Source organism: Candidatus Accumulibacter phosphatis, from assembly GCF_000024165.1.
GTDB lineage: Bacteria > Pseudomonadota > Gammaproteobacteria > Burkholderiales > Rhodocyclaceae > Accumulibacter > Accumulibacter phosphatis.
The window spans coordinates 2418051-2442238 of sequence record NC_013194.1; the positions used below are offsets into that span (position 1 = coordinate 2418051).

Genomic DNA, 24188 nt, shown 5'->3' on the forward strand with positions numbered 1-24188 from the left:
CGGTCCGCTTAGCGGGCCTGGCGACGACGTCGCCAGACGGCCGGGCGCTGGAAACCGTCTGGGTCGATTTCCCAGGGTGCCGGCTCACGAAAGGCGTGCGGCAAGGCGTGCGTATCGGTGACGCCGATGAGCAGGTTGAACATCGTCTGCAGGCGGTCGAAGAAGCTGGGGTCGCGAGAGGGCATGGCGGGCTCCGGTGGGGTTGACGGAAGCCAGTGTGATCCCCGCGGGGCTCACCAAGTGAGCCAGCCAAGCCGCTACCCGCGATAATTTTCCAGCGCGCGCCGCAACTCCTTCGCCACTCTTGCCTGCAGCGCCGCCGGTTCGACGACCTCGCAGTCGCTGCCGTACTTGAGGATGTCCATGATCAATTCGCGATCATCGGCATAGGGCACGCGCAGCTCGTAGCTGCCGTCGTCGAGGAGCCTGCTTTCCTGCTTCGGGTGCCAGCGCTCCGAGGCGACCCAGCGCGCTCGTTCCGGCGTGAAGCGCAGCACAGCCCAGGAGACCCGGTCGCCCGCGAAGATCCCGTAACCGGAGCCGAGCACCTCGTCGAGGCGCTTGTCGGCAACATCCCTGGCGCGTTTGTCGAGGATTTCCGCGTGTTCGATGGCGTCGACCGAGAAGGCACGCAAGCCATCGCGTAGATGACACCAGGCATCGAGATACCAGTTGTGGCGGTAGTGGTTGAGGCGTTGCGGCGAGATTTCCCGCTCGGTCACTGCGTCGGTGCCGCGTGCATGGTAGCGGATGATAAGGCGCTTTCGCCGCAACAGGGCCGAGCCTACTGCCTGGAAGTGGTCGAGATGGAAATCCCGCGCGCCGACCGTCTGGATGCGGATGCGGCGCTGGATTTCCTCGACCGGGTTGTCGGCCGTGCCGAGCAGGCCGGTGAGGCGAGCGAGCAGAGGCTGGATCTGCGGTCCGAGCAGGCCGCCGGTGTCGAGGTTCGAGAGCAGATGCTGCATGGTCAGCAACGCATGGATTTCCTCGGCGGTGAACCACAGGCCGGGGAGTTCATACTGCGGGCCAACCCGCTGCTCGGCCGTCTCGAAACGGTAGCCGCCCAGGTGGCGGTCGAAGATCAGCGGGGCGTTCAGGCGGTCGCGCATGTAGGCGATGTCGCGCTTCAGCGTCGCCCAGGAAACGCCCAGGCGCTCCTGCAGTTCCGCGCGCGTGACCGAGTGGCGAGCGCCGAGAATCTGGTCGATCTGGTAGATACGTTGCAGGCTGCTCATGGCTGACATCCGAGGACGATGTATGGCTTTACAGGCTCGATAGGTGAGCTCCCGAGGTTGTATCATGGCATGCAAGCCGTCGCCATTGAAGGATTGCGGTCAAAGGCTCGCTCACGAAAAGAGCCGACTTGGGGAGTTTGAGGCTGCCGAACAGGGAGCGGGTCGTGTCCGTATGCTGCGGCGGGTTGACCAGAGCGTGCGATTGGGTTGGTGTAAGCAGTGGGTCGCTGCCGCTGCGCCGAGAAAATAACCAAGAACAAGGCAAACATGGACGTCTTCGAGTTCAGGGAGAAACTGGTCGGTGAATACAGCCAGTTCACTCGCAGTTTCACGCGCATCAAGTCCGAGGACATTGCGTCCTTCGTTGCCGCTGCTTACGAGTCGCAACGCTACTGGCCTGCACCGCTCGTCCAGGTCAATCCGAACTTCAAGGCGGGCCACAGCGTCGAGGAACTGGTCACGGCCGGCAGTCTTCACCCGGAGTGCGCGCGAATTTTCCGCGGGGGCAAGAGCGTCAGTTCGGCCGGTGTATCGCTGAAACTCTTCAGGCATCAGGAGGAGGCGATCAGTTTCGCTCAAACGGGTACCAGCTACGTCCTGACCACCGGTACCGGCTCGGGCAAATCGCTCGCCTACTTCATCCCGATCATTGATGCCATCCTCAAGGCAAAGGCAGCCGACCCAGCGCCGCGGACTCGCGCCATCGTCATCTACCCGATGAACGCTCTGGCCAATAGCCAGCTCGAGGAACTCGGCAAGTTCCTGGGCGACTACGGGGATCACCCACCGGTGACTTTCGGCCGCTACACGGGCCAGGAGGACGATGAGGAGCGCCAGCGCCTGGCGGCGCATCCGCCGGACATCCTGCTCACCAATTTCATGATGCTCGAACTCCTGATGACCCGTCAGGACGAAAAGGACAAGGCCGTCATCCGCAACGCCAAAGGCTTGCGCTTTCTGGTGCTCGACGAGTTGCACACCTACCGCGGACGCCAAGGTGCCGACGTCGCCCTACTGGTGCGACGGGTTCGTGAGGCACTGACCGATCGGCTGCAGTGCATCGGCACCTCAGCCACGATGGCTACGGAAGGCACGGAGGCCGATCGCAATGTCGTCGTTGCCGAAGTCGCCACGCGGCTGTTCGGCACCACGATCTCGCCCGCGCATGTGATCACCGAAACGCTGCAACGTATTACCCCGGAGAAGCTCCTCGTTGAACACATCCGTGCTTCCCTGACGACGGCAATTCGGACTGGCCTGCCCGAGAATCCTGCATTCTCCGACCTGGCGACGCACCCGCTGGCCGTGTGGACCGAACTCACTCTCGGTCTGGCGCGGGAGGAGGGCAAGTGGCGCCGGGCCAGGCCAATGACCCTCGAGGCTGCAGGTACCCGCCTCGCCTCTGATGCAGGCATTCCGGAAGGGACGGCGCGCGAGATACTCGCCGACTTCCTGCTCCTGGCGTATCACACTACCGACAAGCCGCCGGAGGATGGCGGACGCAGCCTGTTTGCCTTCAAGCTGCACCAGTTCATTTCCGGCGGCGGCAAGGCGTTCACCACGCTGGATGCACCCGGCAAACGTTTCCTGACGCTCGATGGCAGCCAGTACGTTCCCGGCGACCGGGGCCGCAAGCTCTACTCGGTGCATTTCTGCCGGGATTGCGGTCAGGAATACCTTCCGGTCTGGGATGAGAATACTCCCCTTGGCCGCCAGTTCTCGCCGCGCAACATCGAAGACCGGTCGCATGAGGATGAGGAGGTCAGGAACGGCTTCTTCATGCCGGACACCTCCGCGATCTGGGAGGACACTCTCGACCGCTATCCGGAATCCTGGCTGGAGCGTTCGGGGGACAACTACCGCCTGAAATCGACCTATCGGCGTCGGCAGCCGGTCCACGTCCGGCTCAACGGCGAGGGTGCGCTGGACAATGGCGGGGTCCCTGGTTGGTACATCCCTGGCAGCTTCGGCTTTTGCCTGAACTGCGGAGTGATCCATCACACGGCCGGGCGCGATTCGCTGCGCTTGGCTGCACTCTCCGGCGAAGGTCGTAGCTCGGCCACCACCATGCTGACCCTCGCTTCCCTGCGCTATCTCTACGAGCAGGACGCCCAGTTGAGCGCCGAAGCCAAGAAGGTGCTCGGCTTTTCAGACAACCGCCAGGATGCCGCGCTGCAGGTCGGGCATTTCAACGATTTCCTGCAGATCCTCCTGCAGCGGGCGGCGTTGCTGGCAGCCGTGCAGGCCAGCGCCCAACAGGAACTCGATGAAAGTGCAATAGCCGGCGCCGTGTTCGCTGCGCTCGGCTTCGACCGCGACGACCCCGGAGTGCGCGCCGAATTCATGCAGGATCCGGACGTGCGCGGCAACGCCCGGCGTCTGGTCCAGGACACGCTGCGCAACATTCTCGGCTACCGAATCTACTACGACCTGCGGCGCGGCTGGCGCTTCAACAACCCGAACCTGGAACAACTCGGCCTGCTGCGGATCGCCTACCGCGACCTCGAAGAACTGTCGAACGACGCCGAAATGTGGCAGGAGGCGCCGCTCGTCCTGCAAGCCGCCTCGCCGACGGTGCGCCAGCGCATTCTCGATATGGTGTTCGAGTCGATGCGTCAGGGGCTCTGCCTGGCCTCGCGCTACCTCGACCGTGCCGAGCTCGATCGCCTCAAGACCGCGAGCTACGCCAACCTGCGCGAGCCCTGGGGCTTCACCGAGGATGAACATCCGGTGGCGGCGAGCTGGTTCATCACCGTCAGTCGGCCACTCGACGAAGATCGCCGCAACGTTGAATACCTCGTTTCCGGCAGCGCTCGCTCCAGGCTCGGCCGCCTGCTCAAGCAGCCCGCCACCTGGCGCGAAGAAGACGAAGCGGACAACCCGCACGCCGCCCGCATCAGGGACGAGCACTACCAGGACATCATCGCCGCGCTGCTCAAGGCGGCCAAGACCTATGGCCTCGTCGTCGCCGAAGAGACCGAGTTCGGCATGACCGGCTACCAGCTCAACGGCAGCGCCATCGTCTGGCGACTGGGCGATGGCCAGAGTGCGCGCGGTGCCAGTGACAACGCCTTCTTCCGGGGACTCTACGCCAACATCGCCGGCCTCCTCGCCAACCCCGCCCACCGCCTGTTCGACTTCGAGGCGCGCGAGCATACGGCCCAGGTCGAACAGGACGATCGCCTCGAACGTGAGGCCCGCTTCCGCTTCACCCGCAAGGACCGCGACGAATGGCTGGAGAAGACCGGCAAACCGCTCGAATGGCTGCCGGTAATGTTCTGCTCGCCGACCATGGAACTCGGCGTCGATATCTCGTCGCTGAACACCGTCTATCTGCGCAACGTGCCGCCGACACCCGCCAACTATGCCCAGCGCAGCGGCCGGGCAGGGCGCGCCGGCCAGCCGGCGCTGGTCATTACCTACTGCGCCGCGCAGTCGCCGCACGACCAGTATTTCTTCCGCGATCCCGTGCGCATGGTCCATGGACAGGTCAATCCGCCGACTCTCGACCTGGCCAACCGCGAGCTGATCCAGAGCCACCTGCACGCTGTCTGGCTGGCGGAAACCGGCGTCAAGCTCGACAAGAGCATTCGCGGCCTGCTCGACATGAACGCCGAGCAGGCGCCGCTCGCCGAACATCTGCGCCAGTCCCTCGATGCCGATGCGCCACAGCGCCGCGCCCACGCACGTGGCCTCAGCATTCTCGCCGTGCTGGCTGGCGAACTCACCGCCGAGAAAGCGCCCTGGTACGACGAACACTTCGCCGAGCGCGTATTTGCGCGTGCCTTTGCCGCGTTCAACGCGGCGCTTGATCGCTGGCGCGATCTGTTCACGGCTACCAAGCGGCAGATGGAGATCAACCAGCGGGTGATGAACAACCCCGCGGCCAGCGAGCGCGAGCGCAAGGACGCCAAGCAGCGGCACGACGAAGCCTTCCGCCAGCAATCGCTGCTCCTGCAGGAATCGGGCAGCGCCAATTCCGACTTCTACACGTATCGCTACCTGGCCAGCCAGGGTTTCCTCCCCGGCTACAATTTCCCGCGTCTGCCGCTGATGGCCTACATCCCGGCGCGCCGGGGCAAGATCGGCCGCGAGAACTTCCTGACGCGCCCACGTTTCCTCGCCCTCGGTGAATTCGGTCCCTACAGCCTCATCTATCACGAAGGCAGCCAGTACCGTGTCACGCGTGCCATGCTCGGCGTCTCGGGCGACGATCAGGTCGCCCTGGGCGCCCGTCTGACCACCGAAGTCGCGCGTATCTGCCCGGCCTGCGGCTATGGCCACTTCCGCAGTCAGCGCGACGCCGACCGCTGCGTGTCGTGCAATGCGCCGCTGGCCGACGCCAGGGAAGTGCAAGACCTCTACCGCATCGAAAACGTCTCGACGCGGCGCGCGGAGCGAATCACCGCCAACGAGGAGGAGCGGGTACGGCAGGGTTACGAGATGCAGACCACCATCCAGTTCGCCGAGCAGGATGGCCGGCTGCAGCGTCTCGACAGTCATCTTGCCGACGGTGCCGAGACCGTACTCACTCTCCAATACGGGCCGGCTGCCACCGTCTGGCGAATGAATTTCGGCTGGCGGCGGCGCAAGGACAAAAGCATCCTCGGGTTCATGATCAACCCGGTCACCGGCCACTGGGTCGGCGGTGCCGAGGAGAGCGGCGAACCCGAACCGGACGCGCCGCCCGACCGCACGCCGCCGCAGCAAATCGTTCCTTATGTCGAAGATCGCCGCAACGTGCTGATCGTCCGTCCGCCGGAGACGTTCGAGGCGGCAACGATGGCGACGCTGCAATACGCCCTCAAGCGCGGCATCGAGGCCGTCTACCAGCTCGAGGAGAGCGAGCTGATGGCCGAACCGCTGCCCGGCCGCGACAACCGCCAGGCCATCCTGCTCTACGAATCGGCCGAGGGCGGGGCGGGGGTGCTCACTCGTCTCGCTTCGGAGCCGGCGGCCCTCGCCAGGGTCGCCGAGGAGGCGCTACGCATCATGCACTACCAGCGCCCGGCTGACGGCCTCTGGGAGCGGGAAACTCTCGTCCAGGATGTCGACGCGGCCGGCAAGCCGATTTGTGAAGCGGGCTGCTACAAATGCCTGCTTTCGTACTACAACCAGCCCGATCACACCGTCATCGACCGCCAGGATGCAGCGAACGAAGGCAAGGCGCTCGACATCCTCTGCCGCCTGACTCGCGCGCAGGGCCGCTTGGGGACCTTCGGCCGCACGCCGGAGCGGCACGAGGACGAACTTGCCCGCCTCTCCGGCAGCAGCCTCGAGCAGGCCTGGCTTGCCCATGTCGATCGCCACGGCTATCGGCGTCCGGACCGTGGCCAGGAGAGCATCCCCGACTGCAACACCTGCGCCGATTTCTTCTACGCCGACTGGAAGGCCGCCATCTACATCGACGGCCCGCAGCATGACGAAGCGGCGCAGCGCGAACGGGACGAAGCGATCAACCGCGCGCTGGCGGCGTCCGGCCACTATGTCGTGCGCTTCCCCAAGGAACAGGCGCGCTGGCCTGAAATCTTCACTGCGCATGCGGGTCTTTTCGGCCCCAGCAACGATCACTGAGCGCAACCAATGAACTCCCAAGTCAGCTTTCAACCCGGCAGCCTCGTCGCCGCCCGCGGCCGCGAGTGGATCGTCCTGCCGCAGTCGGACGGCGATACCCTGCATCTGCGCGCGCTCGGTGCCGCCGAAGACGACGCGACGCTGATCTACCTGCCGATCGAGCCGCAGCCGGTGACGCCGGCGAGCTTTCCCTGGCCGACCGTCGCCGAGGCTTCCAACCACGCCGCCGGGCAACTGTTGCGTGACGCGTTGCAACTCAAGCTGCGCACTGGCGCCGGCCCGTTCCGCAGCTTCGGCAACATCGCCGTCGAGCCGCGCGCCTACCAGCTCGTGCCGCTGCTGATGGCACTCAAGCAGGCAGTCGTGCGCCTGCTGATTGCCGACGACGTCGGCATCGGCAAGACCATCGAAGCGGCGCTCATCGTTCGCGAACTGATCGACCGTGGCGAGATTTCCCGGCTGACGGTCCTCTGTCCACCCCACCTGTGCGAGCAGTGGCAGCGCGAACTGCAGCAGCGCTTCCACATCCACGCCGTGGTCGTGCGCAGCAGCACCGCCGCCCGCCTCGAACGCGGCCTGCCGGCCAACCAGTCGGTTTTCGAGGCCTACCCCCATACCGTGGTCAGTCTCGACTACATCAAGTCCGACCGCCGCCGTGACGAGTTCCAGCGCGCCTGCCCGGAGTGCGTCATCGTCGACGAGGCGCACACCTGTACCTTCAGCGGCCAGGGGCGCCAGCAGCGCTACACGCTGCTCAAGGGCCTCGCCGAGAATCCCGACCGGCACCTGATCCTGCTCACCGCTACCCCGCACTCAGGCGACGAGGAAGCCTTCTTCAACCTGCTCGGCCTGCTGCACCCATCGTTCCGTGAACTCAAGGACGCCGCGGCCGGCAGCCGCCAGCCTCTGCGCGAGCAGCTCGCCCGCCATTTCGTCCAGCGCCGCCGGCCGGACATCGAGGAATGGCAGGATCGCCAGGTCTTCCCCGAGCGCCTCACCGCCGAGATCACCTACCAGCTCACCGGCGCCTGGGGCGGCCTGTTCGAGGAGGTTCTGTCCTATGCCCGAACGCTGGTCGAGCGCGCCGAGGGCCAGGGCGCCATGCGCCAGCGCATGAGCTGGTGGGCGGCGCTGGCGCTGCTGCGCTGCATTTCCTCGTCGCCGGCGGCGGCGGTCAATGCCCTGCGCACGCGGCTCGCCGGTGGCTCGCTCGATACTCTCGAAGATCAGGGGCAAAGCCTCGAGGAAGCCGAGGCACAGGGGCGCGAGCGCGTCCTCGACGGTGCCGACGACGACCTGAGCACCCAGGACATCGAACCTGCCGCCTGTACCGAGGACAGTCAGCTCCTCAGCGAACTCATCGCCAAAGCCGAGGCGCTCGCCGGCCCCGGCCAGGACCCCAAGCTCAAGCGCCTGCTCGAACATCTCGCAGAACTGACCGCCGCCGGCTTCCAGCCGGTCGTCTTCTGCCGCTACATCGCCACCGCGCACTATGTCGCCGACGCGCTGCGCAAGGCCCACAAGAGCCACCTCGTGCAGGCCATCACCGGCGAGTTTGCCGCCTCCGAGCGTGAAGCTGCGGTCGACGCCATGGGCGAGGCCGAAAAGCGCATTCTCGTCGCCACCGACTGCCTTTCCGAAGGTGTCAACCTGCAGAACCTGTTCACCGCTGTCGTCCATTACGACCTGTCGTGGAACCCGACCCGCCACGAGCAGCGCGAGGGCCGCGTCGACCGCTTCGGCCAGAAGGCGCGCGAAGTCCGCACCACCATGCTGTACGGGCGCGACAATCCGGTCGACGGCGCCGTGCTGCATGTCATTCTCAGAAAGGCCGAGAGCATCCGCAAGGAACTCGGCGTCCTCGTGCCGATGCCCGACGACGAAGGCCGGCTCACCCAGGCGTTGGTCGGCGCCGTGCTGCTGCGCCAGGGCCGCCTGGCCACCACCTCGCCGCAGCGCGCGCTCGACTTCGGCGAGCCGGCGCTGGCGATCGAGACCGCCTGGCAGTCGGCGCGGGAGCGCGCATCGCGCAACCGCACCCTGTTTGCGCAGCGCCGCCTCAAACCCGAGGATGTCCTGCCCGAATGGCGGAAGACGCTCGCCGTGCTCGGCGGCGAGGACGATGTCGAGCGCTTCGTCCGCCGCGCCGCCACTCGCCTTGGCGCGCCACTCGAAGCCGTGACCAAGGCCACGGCCGCCCACTGGAAACTGCACATCGGCAGCCTGCACGCCGCCGCCCTGCGTGAGCGCCTGGGCGGGGAGGCCCTGGAAGGCACATTGCGCATCGATTTCCACCAGCCGCCGGCCCCCGGCGCAGTGTTCATCCACCGCACGCATCCGCTGGTCAGTTGCCTGGCCGACCACCTGCTCGAACAGGCGCTCGACGATCACGCGGCCGATGCCGACGCCGCTAGGGTCGCCCGCGCCGGCGCCATCTTCACCGCAGCCGTGCCGGCCCGCACCGCCGTCCTCCTGCTACGCCTGCGTCACCAGCTCAACGTCACCCACCGCCAGCAGTCGCGCCTGCTGCTGTGCGAAGAAACGGTGACCGTCGCGCTGCCGGGCCCCGAAGGTGGCGAACTGCTTGCCGGCGACAGCGTGCGCGCGCTGCTGGACGCCGAACCCGCACGCAACATGCCGCCGCCGCTGCGCGACCATCACCTGCGGCATTTTCTCGACCAGTTGCCGGCCTGGCAGCCCGCTCTCGAAAACCTGGCCCGCCAGCGTGCCCAGGCGCTGCTCGCAGACCACCGCCGCGTGCGCGAGGCCGCTCGCGGCAGCGGCGAATACCGCGTCACGCCCAGCCTGCCGGTCGACGTGATGGGGGTCTTGGTGCTCGTGCCGGCGTAGCGCGACAGCCAATCCGGACACATCAAGATGATGAATTCATTGGGATTTCGGGTCGCTGTAGCGTTAAGCATTGATCGCCATCCTTAATTTGACGGACCAGGATCACGCCCCGGGGGCTTGCCGCTGTCCCGGAATTTTCGCGCAACCAGCGGTTTTATAAGAGATTTTCGCGCTAGACTTTGTAGTGTAAAAAAAGTTACACAAAACGAATTCATGACATCCTGGAAATTTTACGGTCGTCGCGACGAGCTGGCGGCGATCAAGCTGCTCCTGACCCGGGGCCGCTGGTTCTTCTGCGCGATCAGCGGTCGCCGCCGCATCGGCAAGACTTCGCTGATCCGCGAGGCGCTTCTTGAAACGCAGGGCGGAACCGGCGCGGCCGGCGCGCTTTACGTGCAGATTCCCGACAGCGACGAACGCGATGTCGTCGCCGTGTTCACGGATGCGCTCGCCGCGTTTGCCGATGCCAGCCCGGGACGCCTGCCGGACAGCGTCGTGACGGACAAGCTGCGCCGCTTTTCCGACATGGTGCGTGCCATTGGCGCGCTTTGCCGGGCCGGCATCATCGTCGTCATCGACGAGTTCCAGTATTTCAACCGCAAGGCGCTGTCCGCCTTCACGTCGCTGCTGCAGGCGGAAGTCGATACGCTCACCGGATCGGCCCATGGCGGCATATTCGTGCTCGGCTCGATCCACACTGAAATGACAGCGCTCCTCGAAGATCGCGGCTCGCCGCTCTATGCCCGCGTGACCGATCGCCTGAACCTCGACCACTGGGATTTCGCCACCCTTTTCCAGGTCTTCGCCGATCAGGGGCTGGACAGCCCGCGCGACTGGCTGACCTTCTGGTCGGTCTTCGAGGGCGTCCCCAAGTTCTACCGCGATTGCGCCTACCAGGGCACCTTCGCGGCCGATGACCACAGCGCAGCGGACCGTATCATCGACACCCTGTTCCTGTCGGCGCGCGCGCCGCTCGTCGAGGAGGCCAGTACCTGGTTCCTGCGCGAACTGCGCGGCGCCGGCGTCTCGCTGCTGCGTCTGCTCGCCCGTCAGCAGCCCTGCGCCCAGCAGCAGCTCTCGGCCGCCTACGCCGAGAGCCTCGGCGACAGCCGATCCTTCGCCACCTACCTGGCGACGCTGGTCGACCGCTACCGTCTCGTCGAGCGCCTCAGCCCGGTCTTTGCCCAGGCCGGCAGCCGCCAGGCCCGCTACCAGATCGGCGACAACTTCCTCGCCGCCTGGCTTGCCGCCATCGAACCCGCGGTACAGGCCGCGCGCGTGCAGCCGCTGGCGCAGGCGCTGAAGATCGGCGCGGTCCGTCTCGAAAACCACGAAGGCCCCACCTTCGAGCGCATGGTCCGCAAGCTGATGGCCGAAGCCTCGCGGCGCGGGGCCGGCGACTTCCCGCTGACCGACATGGTCCACGGTTACTGGAACCGTCCCCGCGATGTCGCGCGCCTGGTCGAGATCGACATCGTCGCCGTCAACGAAGACGACCGGCGTGTCCGCTTCGGCAGTTGCAAGCGCGCTGCCGCGAAGCACACCCCGGCCGCGCTGACCACCTTCGGGCAGCACGTCGACGACTTCCTCGCGACGGCGACCGGGCGTCGCTTCAAGGGCTGGCAGCCGGAACGTGCGCTCTACGCCCCGGATTTTCCGGTCGCTGAACGGCAGGCCTTGCACGCTCGCGGGTATGTCTGTGTTGACCTCAATGACTACCAGCGCTGGCTTGCCGCGCCAGGAACCAACTGAACCGGGAACCCGCATGGCCCGCCGCTCGAGCACCGAACTCGCCTTCACCGCCCTGACCATCGAAGGCGGCCTGCTGGCGCCCGATTTCCTCAACCGGATCGCCCATCTCGAAGCTGCCGCGCAGTCCGAGACCGACTACGACATCCCGCGCGGCCTCAAGCTGCGCGACGAGATCGGCCGCTACTGGAAGATCGCCCAGAACCTCTGGCAGGATTTCGCCGCCCGCCGCGAACGCAGCGACCGCGACCCCTGGGCCAACAGCCGCGACTTCCTCGAACCCTTCTGCCGCCAGGTACTCGGCTTTGCCGACCTCAAGCGCGTCGGCCAGGTCGCCGTCGGCGAACGCAGCTTCCCCATTGGCTGCGCCGCCGGAGAAGGGCGCGTGCCGCTCGTCTTCGCCGCGCACGACCAGCCGCTCGACAAGCCGGGCAGCCGGCAAGGCGACGGCACGCGCCGCCGTTCGCCCTTCCTGCTCGCCCAGGAGTTTCTCAACGCCAGCCACGCCGTGCTGTGGGCCGTCGTCAGCAACGGCCTGAAGCTGCGCGTCCTGCGCGACAACGCCAGCCTCACCCGGCCGGCCTACATCGAGGCCGATCTCGAAGCCATCTTCGCCGAAGGCCTCTACCCCGATTTCGTCGTCCTCTGGCTGCTTGCCCACGCCACGCGCTTCGGCCAGGCCGGCGCCGAGCCGGCCGACTGCCCCCTCGAACACTGGCGCAACACCGCCCAGGAAGACGGCATCCGCGTCCGCGACCGCCTGCGCGAAGGCGTCGCCAATGCCCTGCGCGTGCTCGGCAGCGGCTTCCTCACGCATCCGGCCAACGGCGAGTTGCGCCGCCGCATCGAAAGCGGCGAGCTGAGCACCCAGATCTACTTCGAGCAACTCCTGCGCCTCGTCTACCGCCTCATCTTTCTCGCCACCATCGAAGACCGCGAACTCGTCTTCGCGCCCGACCCCGGCGCCGAGGCCCGCACCCGCTACCAGGCCGGCTACAGCCTCGCGCGCCTGCGCCGCCTGGCCGCCCGGCGGCGCAGCTACGACCGCCATGCCGACCTCTGGCAGGCGCTCTCGATCACCTTCGCCGGCCTCGCCGGCGGCCAGCCGGCCCTTGGCCTGCCGGCGCTCGGTGGCCTCTTCGACGCCGCGCAATGCCCGGACCTCGACGCCGCCCAGCTCGACAACCAGTCGCTGCTCAGCGCGCTCTTCGGCCTCTGCTTCTTCCGCGACGGCGCCGCGCTGTCGCGCGTCAATTACCGCGACATGGATTCGGAGGAACTCGGCAGCGTCTACGAAAGCCTGCTCGAACTGGTGCCCGAACTGACCTTGACCGCCAGCGTCCGCCGCTTCGGCTTCATCGGCGACGCGGCGGAGCAGGCGGGGGGCAGCACCAAGGGTAACGCCCGCAAGCTCAGCGGCTCCTACTACACGCCCGACAGCCTGGTGCAGGAGCTGATCCGCAGCGCCCTCGACCCGGTGATCGCGCAAACGCTGGCCGCGAACCCGCGGCAGCCGGTGCAGGCGCTGCTCGAACTGAGCGTCTGCGACCCGGCCTGCGGCTCGGGCCACTTTCTGCTCGCCGCCGCCCGCCGCCTCGCCGAGGAAGTCGCCCGCCTGTCGGCCACCGAGGGCAACCCGCTGCCTGCCGACTACCGCCACGCGCTGCGCGACGTCGTCGCCCACTGCATCTATGGGGTGGACAAGAACCCGCTCGCCATCGAACTTGCGCGCACCGCGCTCTGGCTTGAAGCCTACACGCCCGACCGGCCGCTGACCTTCCTCGACCACCACCTGCGCTGCGGCGACGCGCTGCTCGGCATCCTCGACCCGGCGATTCTGGAAGTCGGCATCCCGGACAAGGCCTTCAATGCCTTGTCCGGCGACGACAAGGCCGTCGTCACGGCGCTGAAGAAAGCCAACCGCGACGCCCTGAAGGCGATCGAGAAGGCGAAGACGCGCGCCGCCTTCAACCTCGCCCTCGGCTTCGACGCCGCGCCCGAGGCTGCTGCCCTCGACGCCCTGCCCGACGACACGTTGGCCGCGCTCGAAGCCAAGCGCGCCGCCTTTGTCGAGGCCGAAGCGAAGAGAGCCGCCTCGCGCGCCCGGCTGGCCGCCGATCTTTTCGTCGCCGCCTTCGTCCTGCCCAAGACGCCGCAGACGATGGTGAGCGTGCCAACCACCCAGGATCTCTGGCTGGTGCTCAACGGGAGCGCTCCGCGCCCAGGCGTCGCGGCAGCGGCTGCCAGTGCCGCGCAAACGGCGCAGGCCTTCCCCTGGTGGCAGGCCTTCCCGCAGGTGCGGGCAAAGGGTGGCTTCGATGTGTTGCTCGGCAACCCGCCGTGGGAACGGATCAAGTTGCAGGAGGAAGAATTCTTCGCCAGCCGCAGCCCGTTGATCGCCGACGCGCCGCACAAGGCCGAGCGCGGCCGGCGCATCGAACTGCTGCGCGATGGCATGCTGCTGCACACGCTCTATCCGGAAGTCGAAGCGGTGCAGGGAATGACGCCGCCGAACGTCGCCGAGCAGGCCCTGCACGCCGACTTCATCGTTGCCCGCCGCATTGCCGAGGCGGCCAGCCTGTTCGCCCACGATTCCGGGCGCTACCCGTTGACCGGCGTCGGGGATGTGAACACCTACGCGCTGTTCGCCGAAACCTTCGCGCAACTGGTCAGCGGCGAAGGGCGGGCCGGCTTCATCGTGCCGACCGGTATCGCCACCGACGACAGTACCAAGGCCTATTTCGCCGACCTGACGCAGAGCGGGTGGCTGGCCAGCCTCTACGACATCGAGAACCGGGAACGCCTGTTTCCGGCGGTCGATAGCCGCATGAAGTTCTGCCTGCTGACCCTCGGCCGCGCCGATGCCGCCGAATTTGTTTGCTTCGCAGCCCAGGTCACGCAATTGGCCGACCCGCGTCGATGCTTCCGGCTGGCGCCCGACGAATTTCGCCTGATCAATCCCAACACGCTGACCTGCCCGGTTTTCCGCAGCGAGCGCGACGCCGAGTTGACCAAGAAACTCTACCGCGCCGCGCCTGTGCTGATCACCGAAGGACCGCCCGAGCGCAACCCGTGGGGCGTTCAGATTCGGCGAGTGTTCGACATGGCCAAGGCCGAAGTAGTGGGCTCATGTTCAAGAGGGCACCGAACTGGCTTCTCGCCTATGTACGAAGCAAAGCTGGTCCACCAGTTCGACCACTGCTGGGCGACCTACGCCGCCGACGGGACGAGCGGCGATGTTGCCATCGACGCTAAAGAAGACCCGAATTTCAGCGTCAACCCGCGCTACTGGGTCAATACCACCGAGGTGGAATCCCGCCTCGTCGCCAAGGGCTGGTACCGGGGTTGGCTGATGGCCTGGCGAGATATTTGTCGCGCGACCGACGAGCGCACGGTGATTGCGTCGGTCGTGCCGCGTGTAGGGTCGGATTTCACACTTCGCGTGAAACTAAAGTGGGTCCCCGAAGTCAAGACAAAAATTAGCTCGGTTTAAGCTGTGCTTTCAACTGCAGTAGCAGCTGGACGGCGCTGCCCCGGTTTTGCTGTTGGTTTGGTCGTTGCTGTTGATTCTGATGTTGATCTGGCTTCTGCGGGTGGGGAATCGCCTGTGGAGCGTAGCGGAACAGGCGATTCCCCACCCGCGCCGCCGAATTTGTCGAGGATCAAGGCCCCACCACCGATAGCGGTGCGATAGACCACATCGGGCGTCTTGTCACTCAGCGACTGGTGCGGACGCTCGCCGTTGTAGAAGGCGAAGTACTCGGCCAATCCGACCGTCAATTCGCCCAAGGTGGCGTAGCCCTTCAGATACACGTCCTCGTGCTTGACGCTGCGCCAGAGTCGCTCGACAAAGATGTTGTCGAACACCCGGCCCCGCCCGTCCATGCTGATCACCACCCCTTCACGTTTCAGCACATCGGTGAAGGCAGTGCTGGTGAACTGACTGCCTTGATCGCTATTGAAGATCTCCGGCCTGCCGTGAGTGCGCAAGGCATCTTCCAGGCAATCGACACAGAAGGCCGCTTCCATGCTGTTGCTGATCCGCCAGCTGAGGACCTTGCGGCTATACCAGTCAATCACCGCGACCAGGTAGGCGAAGCCACGCGCCAGCCGGATGTAGGTGATGTCGGTGCTCCAGACCTGGTTGGGCCTGACCACAGGCACTCCGCGCAGCAGGTAGGGATAGACCTGGTGCTCTGGGTGCGGACGGCTGGTGTTCGGGCCCGGCGCCATGCCGGCTAACCCCAGCAACCGCATCAGGCGTTGCACCCGTTTGCGGTTGACCGTGTGACCCGCCTTCCCAAGGAAGATCACCATCCGGCGGCTGCCGTAGAACGGGTGCCGAGTGTACTCCTCGTCGATCAGGCGACTGTACAGGAGATCGCTGGCATCGACCACCGCCGGTCTTTGCTGCGCATAGATCGTCGACCGGCAGACCCCGGCCAGGACGCACTGCTGCACCATGGCGACCGCCTCCCCTGGGTCGATCCACCCTTGCCGGATCATGACGGGCTGATCCCGGACTTTTTTTGAGCCAGTCCAATTCCATCTTCAACTTGCCGATCTCGCTGTACAGCCGCTCCGGCTCCCGGTGGGCGGCCAGCGGCTTGGGACCTCGCTTACCTTCAAACAGCGTCTTCGCCTGATCCTGGATAGCCTTCTTCCACTGCCCAACCTGAACCGGATGGACGCCATACTCCTGGCCAATCTCGTTGATCGTCTTCACCCCTCGCACGGCCTCTAGACCCACCTTCGCCTTGAACTCCGGTGTATGTACCTTCCGCGTCTTCGTTTCACTCATCGTTCCTTGCTCCCTACCTTGGCGCACAGCTTAAACTACTGTCTGAATTCCGGGGACCACTATACCGGACGCTGGCCCCCAGGACGCGGACAGACCGTGTCCGGGGGCGGCAAATTAGCCTGTCCTCTCCCTGCCTATTTCTCCGGATCGTCCGGCTTGCCGAACTCCGTCTTGCCCTGTGCCTTCTTGCGGCGCAGGAAGCTGGGGCTGGCCGATTCGGTCGCCGGATCTTCGTAGAACGCTTCGTGCGTCGACAAAGTCCGCGAATCCATGCTGCGGGAAGAGTAGAGCGCCTCCTTCCGGAATCGCGCCGTGTCCCGCGAGCGGGCAAGCTCGGCCATGCTCTCGAGTACTTCGATCAGCCACGGCTGGTCGGCAAAGCGCTGCCGGGCCTCGGCCAGCAGGCGCTCGACGACGTTCCAGTCGCCGTGCTCGGCAGCGGCGCGCGCCTGTTCGAGCAGCTTGCCGGCGGCCAGTTCGGACTGGCGGGAAAGCACCAGCGGGTCGCTCAGCAGGGTTTCCCAGGCAGCCGGCGACATGGCAGGCAGCGTCAGCGTCGCGTCGGCAAAGGCCAGCGGCTCGCCCTCCGGCGTCGACGCCGTGACCGCCGCCTGCAGCAGTTGCCCGGCGCCCTCACCGGCAAGCCCCACCGGAATCTGCAGTTCGACCAGCGCCCAGGCTTCGGCTCCGAACGCGATGTCCGGCAGGCGGATCACCGGAAAACCCGCGTCGCCCTCGACCAGGTAATCGTTGAGCAGACGGATGCCAACCCCTGGCGCCGCGGCGAGCGACAGACGGACATGGCGGGCGCAGAGCGCCGAGATGAAATCGAACTCGGCGGCGAAGGGCTCGAAGAGGTCGGCGGCGGTATCGCCGTAGTAATGGTTGCCGCCACCGCGTTTGGCCATCTCGACCATCAGGTCCTCGTTGAAGTGGGATCCGAGGCCATAGGTGGAGGTGCTGACGCCACGCTCGGCGGCTTGCGCGCAGAGGGCGGCGATCCCGGCTGGGTCGGTGATCTCGCCGACGTTGGCATTGCCGTCCGAGAGCAGGATGACGCGTGCCAGTGCCGCCTGGCCGGCGGCCGGCAGCAGGCCGTCGGCACCCGCCTGCCAGCCGCCGTGCAGGTTGGTCGAACCGCCGCTGTGGACACGCGACAGGGCCAGATGCAGCGCCTGGCGGTCACCGACCGGGCGGGGCGGGACGAGTGTCTGCACGCGGTCGTCGAAGACGACCAGCGAGGCGATGTCGGTGGGCTCGAGTTGGTCGGCGATATGCTTCGCGCAGCGCACCGCTTCGGCCAGCGGCGGCCCGGACATCGAGCCGGAACGGTCGATGACCAGGGCAAGGTGATAGGGCTTGCGCGCTTTCTTCTCGGTCGCCAGCGGATCGGGCGCCTGCACGCGGATCAGGACCGGCAGCTTCTGCGCGACGCCGGCGATGAGCGCCGGCTTGAGGGAGTGGATGCGGATACGGGGGATGGTGTTGGGCATGGAATCTCCTTTTCGTCCGGCACCATTGCCGGCAGATGAGGTCAGTGTAGCGCGACCCGGGCTCACCAGATGCGCCACCCGGTGCAGCGACGGCTCTCAGCCCAGGCGTTCGAGCAGCCTCGCTGCGGATTTCTGGTGCAGGATGAGAACCAGCTTCATGGCGCTACGCGTGGCGCCGACGAAGAGCTTGCGCGCGGCCTTGTCGTCGAGCACGTCGAAGTCGATCTCGGTCAGGATGACCGCTGGCGCGGCCTGGCCCTTGAAGCGGTAGACCGACTCGACGAGCACGTCGCCCGGGGTGTAGACGGGCTGCCCGAAGAGATCGTACTCGCCGGTGAAGTGGCGCAGACTGGTCTGCCCCAGGCGGTCGAGCGTCAGCAGTTGCGACTGCTCGCGGCCGTGGTAGCTGACGATGGCGACGTCGTGCTTCCTGAAGCCGGCCGAGTAGCAGAGCCGGATGGCTTCCTTGACGCGGGCGAACATGCCCTGGGTGTCGGCGTAGTCGAGGAACTCGATCTCGTCGGCGGCGATCGGCGAGGCGGCTTCGATCTCGAGACCTCCGAGCAGCAGGCGGCGCAGGAGTTCGACGATCGGCCGCGGGCTGCGGTAGTTGCTCTGCGCGCGCAGCGTCACCCAGCCCGGCAGCGGCGTCGGCGGGCGCCCGTAGAGGTTCTGCAGCGGGTCTTCGAGCCACAGCATTCGCGCCTCGGGACGCGCGTGGCGGAAGATGAAGTCGCGCCATGGCTCGGAGATGTCCTGGCCTTCGTCGACGATCAGCGTGTCGAACAGGAAGGCGGCGCTCACCGGCAGTTCGGCGGCTCGCTTCTGCAGGCGCTCGAAGGCATTGGGTAGGCTGAAGTCGGGCATCTCTCCGGCATCGCGCAGGCGCTGGTCGCAGAGCTGGTGGTAGGTGCAAGCCAGGCCGCCGGCCGGTGCGATGGTGCTGAAGTGGTCGGCGAGCGGGCGGTTGAAGCAGACATAGAGCGGGCGCTTGCCGGCGTCGAGCGTGGCGCGGAACTCGGCAAGGGCGAGCTGCGTCTTGCCCGATCCGGCGGTGCCGTTGATGCGCAGCCGAAAGGGCTCGAACTCGAGCCGGCGTGCCCAGTGCGCGAGCCCGCCGGAAACCCGGGTGACGACCTTGCGCGCATGTCCCATCAAGGCGCTGACGTCGGTGTCGAGCTGGATCAGGTTGCGCAGGAAGGCATGGACCTTGGCTGTGGCGAGGGTTTTCTCGCCGGGCGGCAGGAGCCGCCCGATGATGCGGCAGAGCTGGTCGCGCCGGCTGGCATCGACGATGCGCTCGGGGACGAGGCCCGCCGTTTCCGGGTTTCTGACGGTGTAGTCCGGGCAATAGAGGAGGGCGTCGGTGTGCACCGAGGGAATGTCGCCGCGGCCAGCGAGCTTGCCACGCAGTTGGCTGAGCATGCGCGAGATCTGCACGGGAATGCTCTTCGATTTGCCCGGGTACTGTTTGACCAGGCCATCGGCCGTTTCATCGAGAAAGCCGCTCTTCTGTTCGATGAGGAGCAGGTCGCCGGCAAGACTGACGACGGCAAAGTCGATTTCGCCGTAGATGGCGTAGCGTCCGTCGATGCCGGTCCAATGCACGGCGTGATAGACGGTGTAGTCGTCGGGCAGGCCATCGGCGAGGATGGCGAGGGTTTCAATCTCGCGTTGCGCAGCGCCAGTGACGGCGAGTTCGCGCCAGCCGTCGGGGAGGATTCGGGCCATCGGGGGATATCCTGATCAGTTCGTTTCGCCTGGACAGGATAGCACCGGAGCTGGCGGGCTTCGCCTAATCCGGAAGGCGCAGCGCCAGCGCTGCCCGTTCGGGCGTCGTGCCATGCTCGACGACGCCAAGCAGCGGCGCCGGCAGGCGCGCCTGCAAGGCCGCCAGGTTCTCGCTGAAGCGTGACATCGCCGGGTCGATGCGGTTGGCCACCCAGCCGGCCAGCGGCAGGCCGCGCGCGGCGATCGCTTGCTGGGTCAGCAGCGCATGGTTGATGCAGCCCAGGCGCATGCCGACAACCAGAAGCAGTGGCAGGCCGAGCAGAGACGCCAGGTCGGCGGTGTCGGCGCCGGCACCGAGCGGCACGCAGAAACCGCCGACACCCTCGACCAGGACCACGTCGGCCATCGTCTGCAGCTTCGTCAGAGAGGCGGCGATGTGCGGCAGTTCGATGCGCCGGCCTTCCTCTTCGGCGGCGATGTGCGGCGCAATCGCGGCCCGGAAGCCGTAGGGATTGACCAGCGCGTGCGGTGCCGCGAACGAGGATGCGGCGAGCAGACGCTCGACGTCCTCGTTGACTCCCTGCTCGTCGAAGCCGGCGGCGATGGGTTTCATGGCCAGGGCGCTCACGCCTGTCCGACGCAAAGCGTGCAGCAGCGCGCAGGCGACGAAGGTCTTGCCGATTTCGGTGTCGGTGCCGGTGATGAACCAGCCGCGTGTGTCTTTCGGTGTGTCTTTCATTTTCTGGCGTAGGCAAGAATGACGTCGTAACGGGCGGGCAGGCCGGCCGGCGTACGATGCCGCTCGTAGGCCGCCTGTACCTGCTGCCAGGCGCTGCGTCCGAACAGCCCGGCGCGTGCTCCTTCGCCGACCGAGTTGGCGCCGATGTCCTTGACGGCGCGCAGCAGCGATTTCAGGTCGGGGTAGTGCAGGCTTAGTGTCTGGCGATGCAGGCGGATATCGGCGAAACCGGCTTGCGCCAGCGCTGTGCCGATCGCCAGCGGTTCGCTGAAGCTGAGCGTGTGGCGATAGCGGTCGATGCCGGTGAAGGCCTCGCGCAGTTCGTGGAAGGTGTCGGGTCCGAGCGTGCTCAGCGCCAGCCGCCCGCCGGGACGCAGGACGCGCCGCGCTTCGCCGAAAACCTTCTCGGCATCGCACCACTGTACGGTCAGGCTCGACCACCAGGCGGCGAAACTCGCGTCCCGGCAGGGCAGGGCCTCGATGTCGGCAGCGAGGCAGACATCGGCGTCGTCACGCGCCAGAGCCAGCATGGCGGGGGCGAAATCGACTGCGGTGAGGTGGGCGCCGGGCCAGCGCGAACGCAGCAGGCGGGCGCCGTAGCCGGTGCCGCAACCGGCATCGAGAATGCTGTTCGGCTCGGGAGACGGGTCGAAGTCGGCCAGAAGGTGGTCGCAGACCTGTCGTTGCAGCACGGCGGCGCCATCGTAGGACGCCGCCGCGCGTTCGAAAGCCTCGCGTACACGCTGCCTAGGGGGCGGGGCGGACATGGCAGAAATCGTCCAGGAGACGGACAAAGCGCTCGCGGTCGTTGAGGAAGGGCGCGTGCCCGGCGCCACCGAAAACCTCCAGGCGGGCATTCGCGATGGTCTCGGCGAGGTAGCGTGCCGCGGCCAGCGGATTCAGGGGGTCGTTCTCGCCGTGGACGAGCAGACAGCGTGCGGTGACTGCCGGGAGCAGGGGACGCAGATCGATCTCCCGGAGCCAGTCCAGACCACGGCCGAGCGCTTCGATCTGCGGCCCCGGCGCGCGGTTGAGGGAGGCGAGAAGCTCGCGGGTGATCGCCCGTGCCTGATTGTCGCCCTGGCTCAGCAAGGTGACGAAACGCTGCAGCGTCTGCTCCGGCTGCAATCTGACGCTGGCCGAAAAACTATCGACGACTGCCGGCGCCTGCGCTGCGCGCCAATCGCCGCGTTGCGTGAAGCTGGCCGTGGCGCCGACGAGGACCAGTCCGTTGACGCGTTCGGGAGCCAGCACGGCGGCGCGCACCGCCAGCATGCCGCCGAGCGACCAGCCGCAGAGCACCACCGGGTTCGGGAGGGCGTCGATCAGTGTCTGCGCCGTGGCGGTGAAATCGCCGCTGTCGTCGGCTGCCTCGCCGTAGCCGGGCAGGTCAATGAGGTGCACCCGCGCGTGTGCCGACAAGGCGGGCCGCAGCGGCTCCCAGACGGCGCTGCCGAGCCCCCAGCCGTGGATCAGCGCGAGGTCCGGGCCCTCGCCGACAACTCGCGTCATGCCAGTTCTCGCAAGGCGTCCAGCAGTTGGCCGACCTGTTCTGCGCTGTGCGCCGCCGTCAACGAAACGCGCAGGCGGGCGCTGCCGACGGGTACCGTCGGCGGCCGGATCGCCGGCACCCACAGGCCGCGCTCGTAGAGCGCCCCGGCAATGCGCAGCGTTTCGTGGTTGTCGCCGATGACCAGCGGCTGGATGGCCGTCGGTGAGGGCAGCAGGCGCCAGCGTGCGTTGGCGAGTCGGGCGACGCCATCGCGCCACTGCGCAATGAGTTGCCAGAGATGGTCACGACGGGCATCGCCGGCGGCGATCAGGTCGAGGCTGGCGTCCAGCGCGCAGGCGACCAGCGGGCTGCCGGCGGTGGTGAAGATGTAGGTGCGGGAACGCTGTTCCAGCCATTCGATGACCGTCGTCGCGGCGGCGACGAAGGCACCGGCGGCGCCCGCCGCCTTGCCGAGCGTGCCCATGTAGATCAGTCGCCTGGCCGCGGGCAGGTTGAAGTGCGCCAGACTGCCGCGTCCCTGCCGGCCGAGGACGCCGAAACCATGCGCGTCGTCGACCACCAGCCAGGCGTCGAAGCGCTCGGCCAGCGCCAGCAGGCCGGGCAGGGGGGCGAGATCGCCGTCCATGCTGAAGACGGCGTCGGTGAGGATCAGCTTGCGGCGCGCGCGACTGGCGGTCAGCAGGTGCTCGAGTGCGCTCAGGTCGCCGTGCGGGTAGCGCTGGTTTTCGGCGCGCGATAGCTGCACGGCGTCGATCAGCGAGGCATGGTTGAGGCGGTCGGCGAAGACAGCGTCGTGACGCCCGACAAGCGCTGGAACGATGGCCAGGTTGGCCATGTAGCCAGTGGAGAAGAGGAGCGCACGCGGGAAACCGGTGAAAGCGGCGAGCTTCTCCTCGAGCGCCGCGTGCGGGGCGAGGTGGCCGCTGACCAGGTGCGAGGCGCCGCTGCCGACCCCCCAGGCGCGTGCACCGGCGCAGGCGGCCTCGACAAGCGCCGGGTCATTGGCCAGGCCGAGGTAGTCGTTGCTGCAGAAGCTGATCAGATCCCGGCCGTCGACCGTGGCCTGCGGGCCGCAAGGCCCTTCGAGCGTGCGACGCCGGCGTTTGAGACCGGCGTGCTGCAGCGCGTCGAGTTCGCCTTGCAGTTCTTCCCAGATCATGTCGGCAGTGCGGCGTCCAGCGCGGCCATGGCCCGCGTCGCCAGGAACGTGCACTCCTCGTTGTCGATCACGTAGGGCGGCATGAAGTAGACGGTGTTGCCGATCGGCCGCAGCAGGACTTCGTGCGCCAGGGCCTGCCGGTAGAAGCGCTGCGAAAACTGCGGGTCGTCGGTGTGTACGTCGAAGGCGGCGATCATGCCGCGCTGGCGCAGGTGGCGCACCCGCGGATGCCCGGCGAGCGGGCTCAGGCAGGTGGCGAGATGTTCGGCGAGGACACGGTTGGCGACGAGGACCTGGTCGTCGGCGAAGATGTCGAGCGTCGCCAGCGCTGCCCGGCAGGCGAGTGCGTTGCCGGTGTAGGAGTGCGAGTGCAGGAAGCCACGGCTGGTGCTGTCGTCGTAGAAGCAATCATAGACGGCGTCGGTGGTCATGACGATCGACAGCGGCAGGTAGCCGCCGGAGATGCCTTTCGACAGGCACAGGAAGTCGGGCCTGATGCCGGCCTGCTCATGGGCGAAGAACGTGCCGGTGCGACCACAGCCAACGGCGATCTCGTCGCAGATCAGGTGCACCTCGTAGTGGTCGCAAAGCTCGCGGGCGAGACGCAGATACTCCGGGTCGTACATCGCCATGCCGCTGGCGCACTGGATCAGCGGTTCGACGATCAGTGCGGCGATGCGCTCGTGGTGGGCTTCGAGATGGCTGGCCAGCGCGGCGGCAGCGCGGCGGGCGACATCGACCGGGGCTTCGCCGTCCATCGCCAGGCGGGCGTCCGGCGTCGGCACGGTTTGGGCCGGGCGGATCAGCGGCGCATAGGCGTCCTTGAACAGCGGTACGTCGGTGACCGCCAGCGCGCCGACCGTTTCGCCGTGATAGCTGCCAGCCAGGCAGAGGAACGTATCCTTGCCCCGGCGACCCCGGTTGTGCCACGAGTGGAAGGACATCTTGAGCGCGATCTCGGTCGCCGACGCGCCGTCGGAAGCATAGAAGCAATGTCCGAGGGCGCCACCGGTCAGGCCGGCCAGACGTTCGGAGAGTTCGACTACCGGTCGATGCGTGAAGCCGGCGAGGATCACGTGTTCGAGCTCGTCAAGTTGCTCGCGCAGCGCCGCGTTGATGCGGGGGTGGCCGTGGCCGAAGAGGTTGACCCACCACGAACTGATGCCGTCGAGGTAGCGCCGGCCGTCGAAGTCGTACAGCCAGACGCCCTTGCCGCGGGCGATCGGGATCAGCGGCAAGGCTTCGGAAGCGGCCGCATGCTGCTTCATCTGGGTGCACGGATGCCAGACGGCAGCCAGGCTACGTTGCAGCAGATCGCTGTTGGCCATCGTTGGTTCTCGG

The 24188-nt window shown here is 66.9% G+C and carries 13 protein-coding genes and 1 pseudogene; 4 read left to right on the top strand and 10 right to left on the bottom strand.

Features of this window, described 5'->3' with window-relative positions; translation table 11 throughout:
• Positions 1-8 precede the first annotated feature (8 nt).
• Positions 9-185 (bottom strand): hypothetical protein, encoded by a 177-nt coding sequence (locus CAP2UW1_RS25540; protein ID WP_015766632.1) that lies wholly within the window; start codon positions 183-185, stop codon positions 9-11.
• 72 nt (positions 186-257) lie between these two features.
• Positions 258-1238, bottom strand: a complete 981-nt coding sequence (locus tag CAP2UW1_RS10670; RefSeq protein ID WP_015766633.1) for a helix-turn-helix transcriptional regulator — start codon at positions 1236-1238, stop codon at positions 258-260.
• A gap of 267 nt (positions 1239-1505) precedes the next feature.
• Between CAP2UW1_RS10670 and CAP2UW1_RS10675 the strand changes: the two genes are divergently transcribed.
• From CAP2UW1_RS10675 to CAP2UW1_RS10690, 4 genes are all read left to right on the top strand, one after another.
• Positions 1506-6812: a DEAD/DEAH box helicase gene (locus tag CAP2UW1_RS10675; protein ID WP_015766634.1), complete on the top strand. Its 5307-nt coding sequence runs from the start codon at positions 1506-1508 to the stop codon at positions 6810-6812.
• Between the two features lie 9 nt (positions 6813-6821).
• Positions 6822-9662 (top strand): helicase-related protein, encoded by a 2841-nt coding sequence (locus CAP2UW1_RS10680; protein ID WP_015766635.1) that lies wholly within the window; start codon positions 6822-6824, stop codon positions 9660-9662.
• 213 nt (positions 9663-9875) lie between these two features.
• The gene (locus CAP2UW1_RS10685; RefSeq protein WP_015766636.1) at positions 9876-11414 is read left to right on the top strand and encodes an ATP-binding protein; all 1539 of its coding nucleotides are present in this window, start codon (positions 9876-9878) and stop codon (positions 11412-11414) included.
• Between the two features lie 13 nt (positions 11415-11427).
• Complete coding sequence (locus CAP2UW1_RS10690) at positions 11428-14904, top strand: Eco57I restriction-modification methylase domain-containing protein (protein ID WP_015766637.1); 3477 nt, start codon at positions 11428-11430, stop codon at positions 14902-14904.
• 137 nt (positions 14905-15041) lie between these two features.
• Here the strand turns inward: CAP2UW1_RS10690 and CAP2UW1_RS10695 are convergent.
• The 8 genes and pseudogenes from CAP2UW1_RS10695 to CAP2UW1_RS10730 form a co-directional block, all read right to left on the bottom strand.
• A pseudogene (locus tag CAP2UW1_RS10695) lies at positions 15042-16212 on the bottom strand (IS3 family transposase); the annotation flags it as partial.
• 134 nt (positions 16213-16346) lie between these two features.
• Entirely contained in the window at positions 16347-17705 is a 1359-nt protein-coding gene (locus CAP2UW1_RS23715) for a vWA domain-containing protein (RefSeq protein ID WP_015766639.1), read from the bottom strand.
• A gap of 96 nt (positions 17706-17801) precedes the next feature.
• Positions 17802-19436: an ATP-binding domain-containing protein gene (locus CAP2UW1_RS10705; protein ID WP_015766640.1), complete on the bottom strand. Its 1635-nt coding sequence runs from the start codon at positions 19434-19436 to the stop codon at positions 17802-17804.
• Positions 19437-19500: 64 nt separating this feature from the next.
• Positions 19501-20175: a dethiobiotin synthase gene (bioD, locus tag CAP2UW1_RS10710; RefSeq protein ID WP_015766641.1), complete on the bottom strand. Its 675-nt coding sequence runs from the start codon at positions 20173-20175 to the stop codon at positions 19501-19503.
• On the bottom strand, positions 20172-20942 hold the full coding sequence (gene bioC / locus CAP2UW1_RS10715; protein WP_015766642.1) for a malonyl-ACP O-methyltransferase BioC: 771 nt from the start codon (positions 20940-20942) through the stop codon (positions 20172-20174). Before bioC ends, bioD begins: the two co-directional genes overlap by 4 nt.
• Positions 20923-21687 (bottom strand): alpha/beta fold hydrolase, encoded by a 765-nt coding sequence (locus CAP2UW1_RS10720; protein WP_015766643.1) that lies wholly within the window; start codon positions 21685-21687, stop codon positions 20923-20925. Before CAP2UW1_RS10720 ends, bioC begins: the two co-directional genes overlap by 20 nt.
• Positions 21684-22847, bottom strand: a complete 1164-nt coding sequence (gene bioF / locus CAP2UW1_RS10725; protein ID WP_015766644.1) for an 8-amino-7-oxononanoate synthase — start codon at positions 22845-22847, stop codon at positions 21684-21686. The genes CAP2UW1_RS10720 and bioF overlap by 4 nt, the downstream gene beginning before the upstream one ends.
• Positions 22844-24175 (bottom strand): adenosylmethionine--8-amino-7-oxononanoate transaminase, encoded by a 1332-nt coding sequence (locus tag CAP2UW1_RS10730; protein WP_015766645.1) that lies wholly within the window; start codon positions 24173-24175, stop codon positions 22844-22846. Before CAP2UW1_RS10730 ends, bioF begins: the two co-directional genes overlap by 4 nt.
• Positions 24176-24188: the final 13 nt, after the last annotated feature.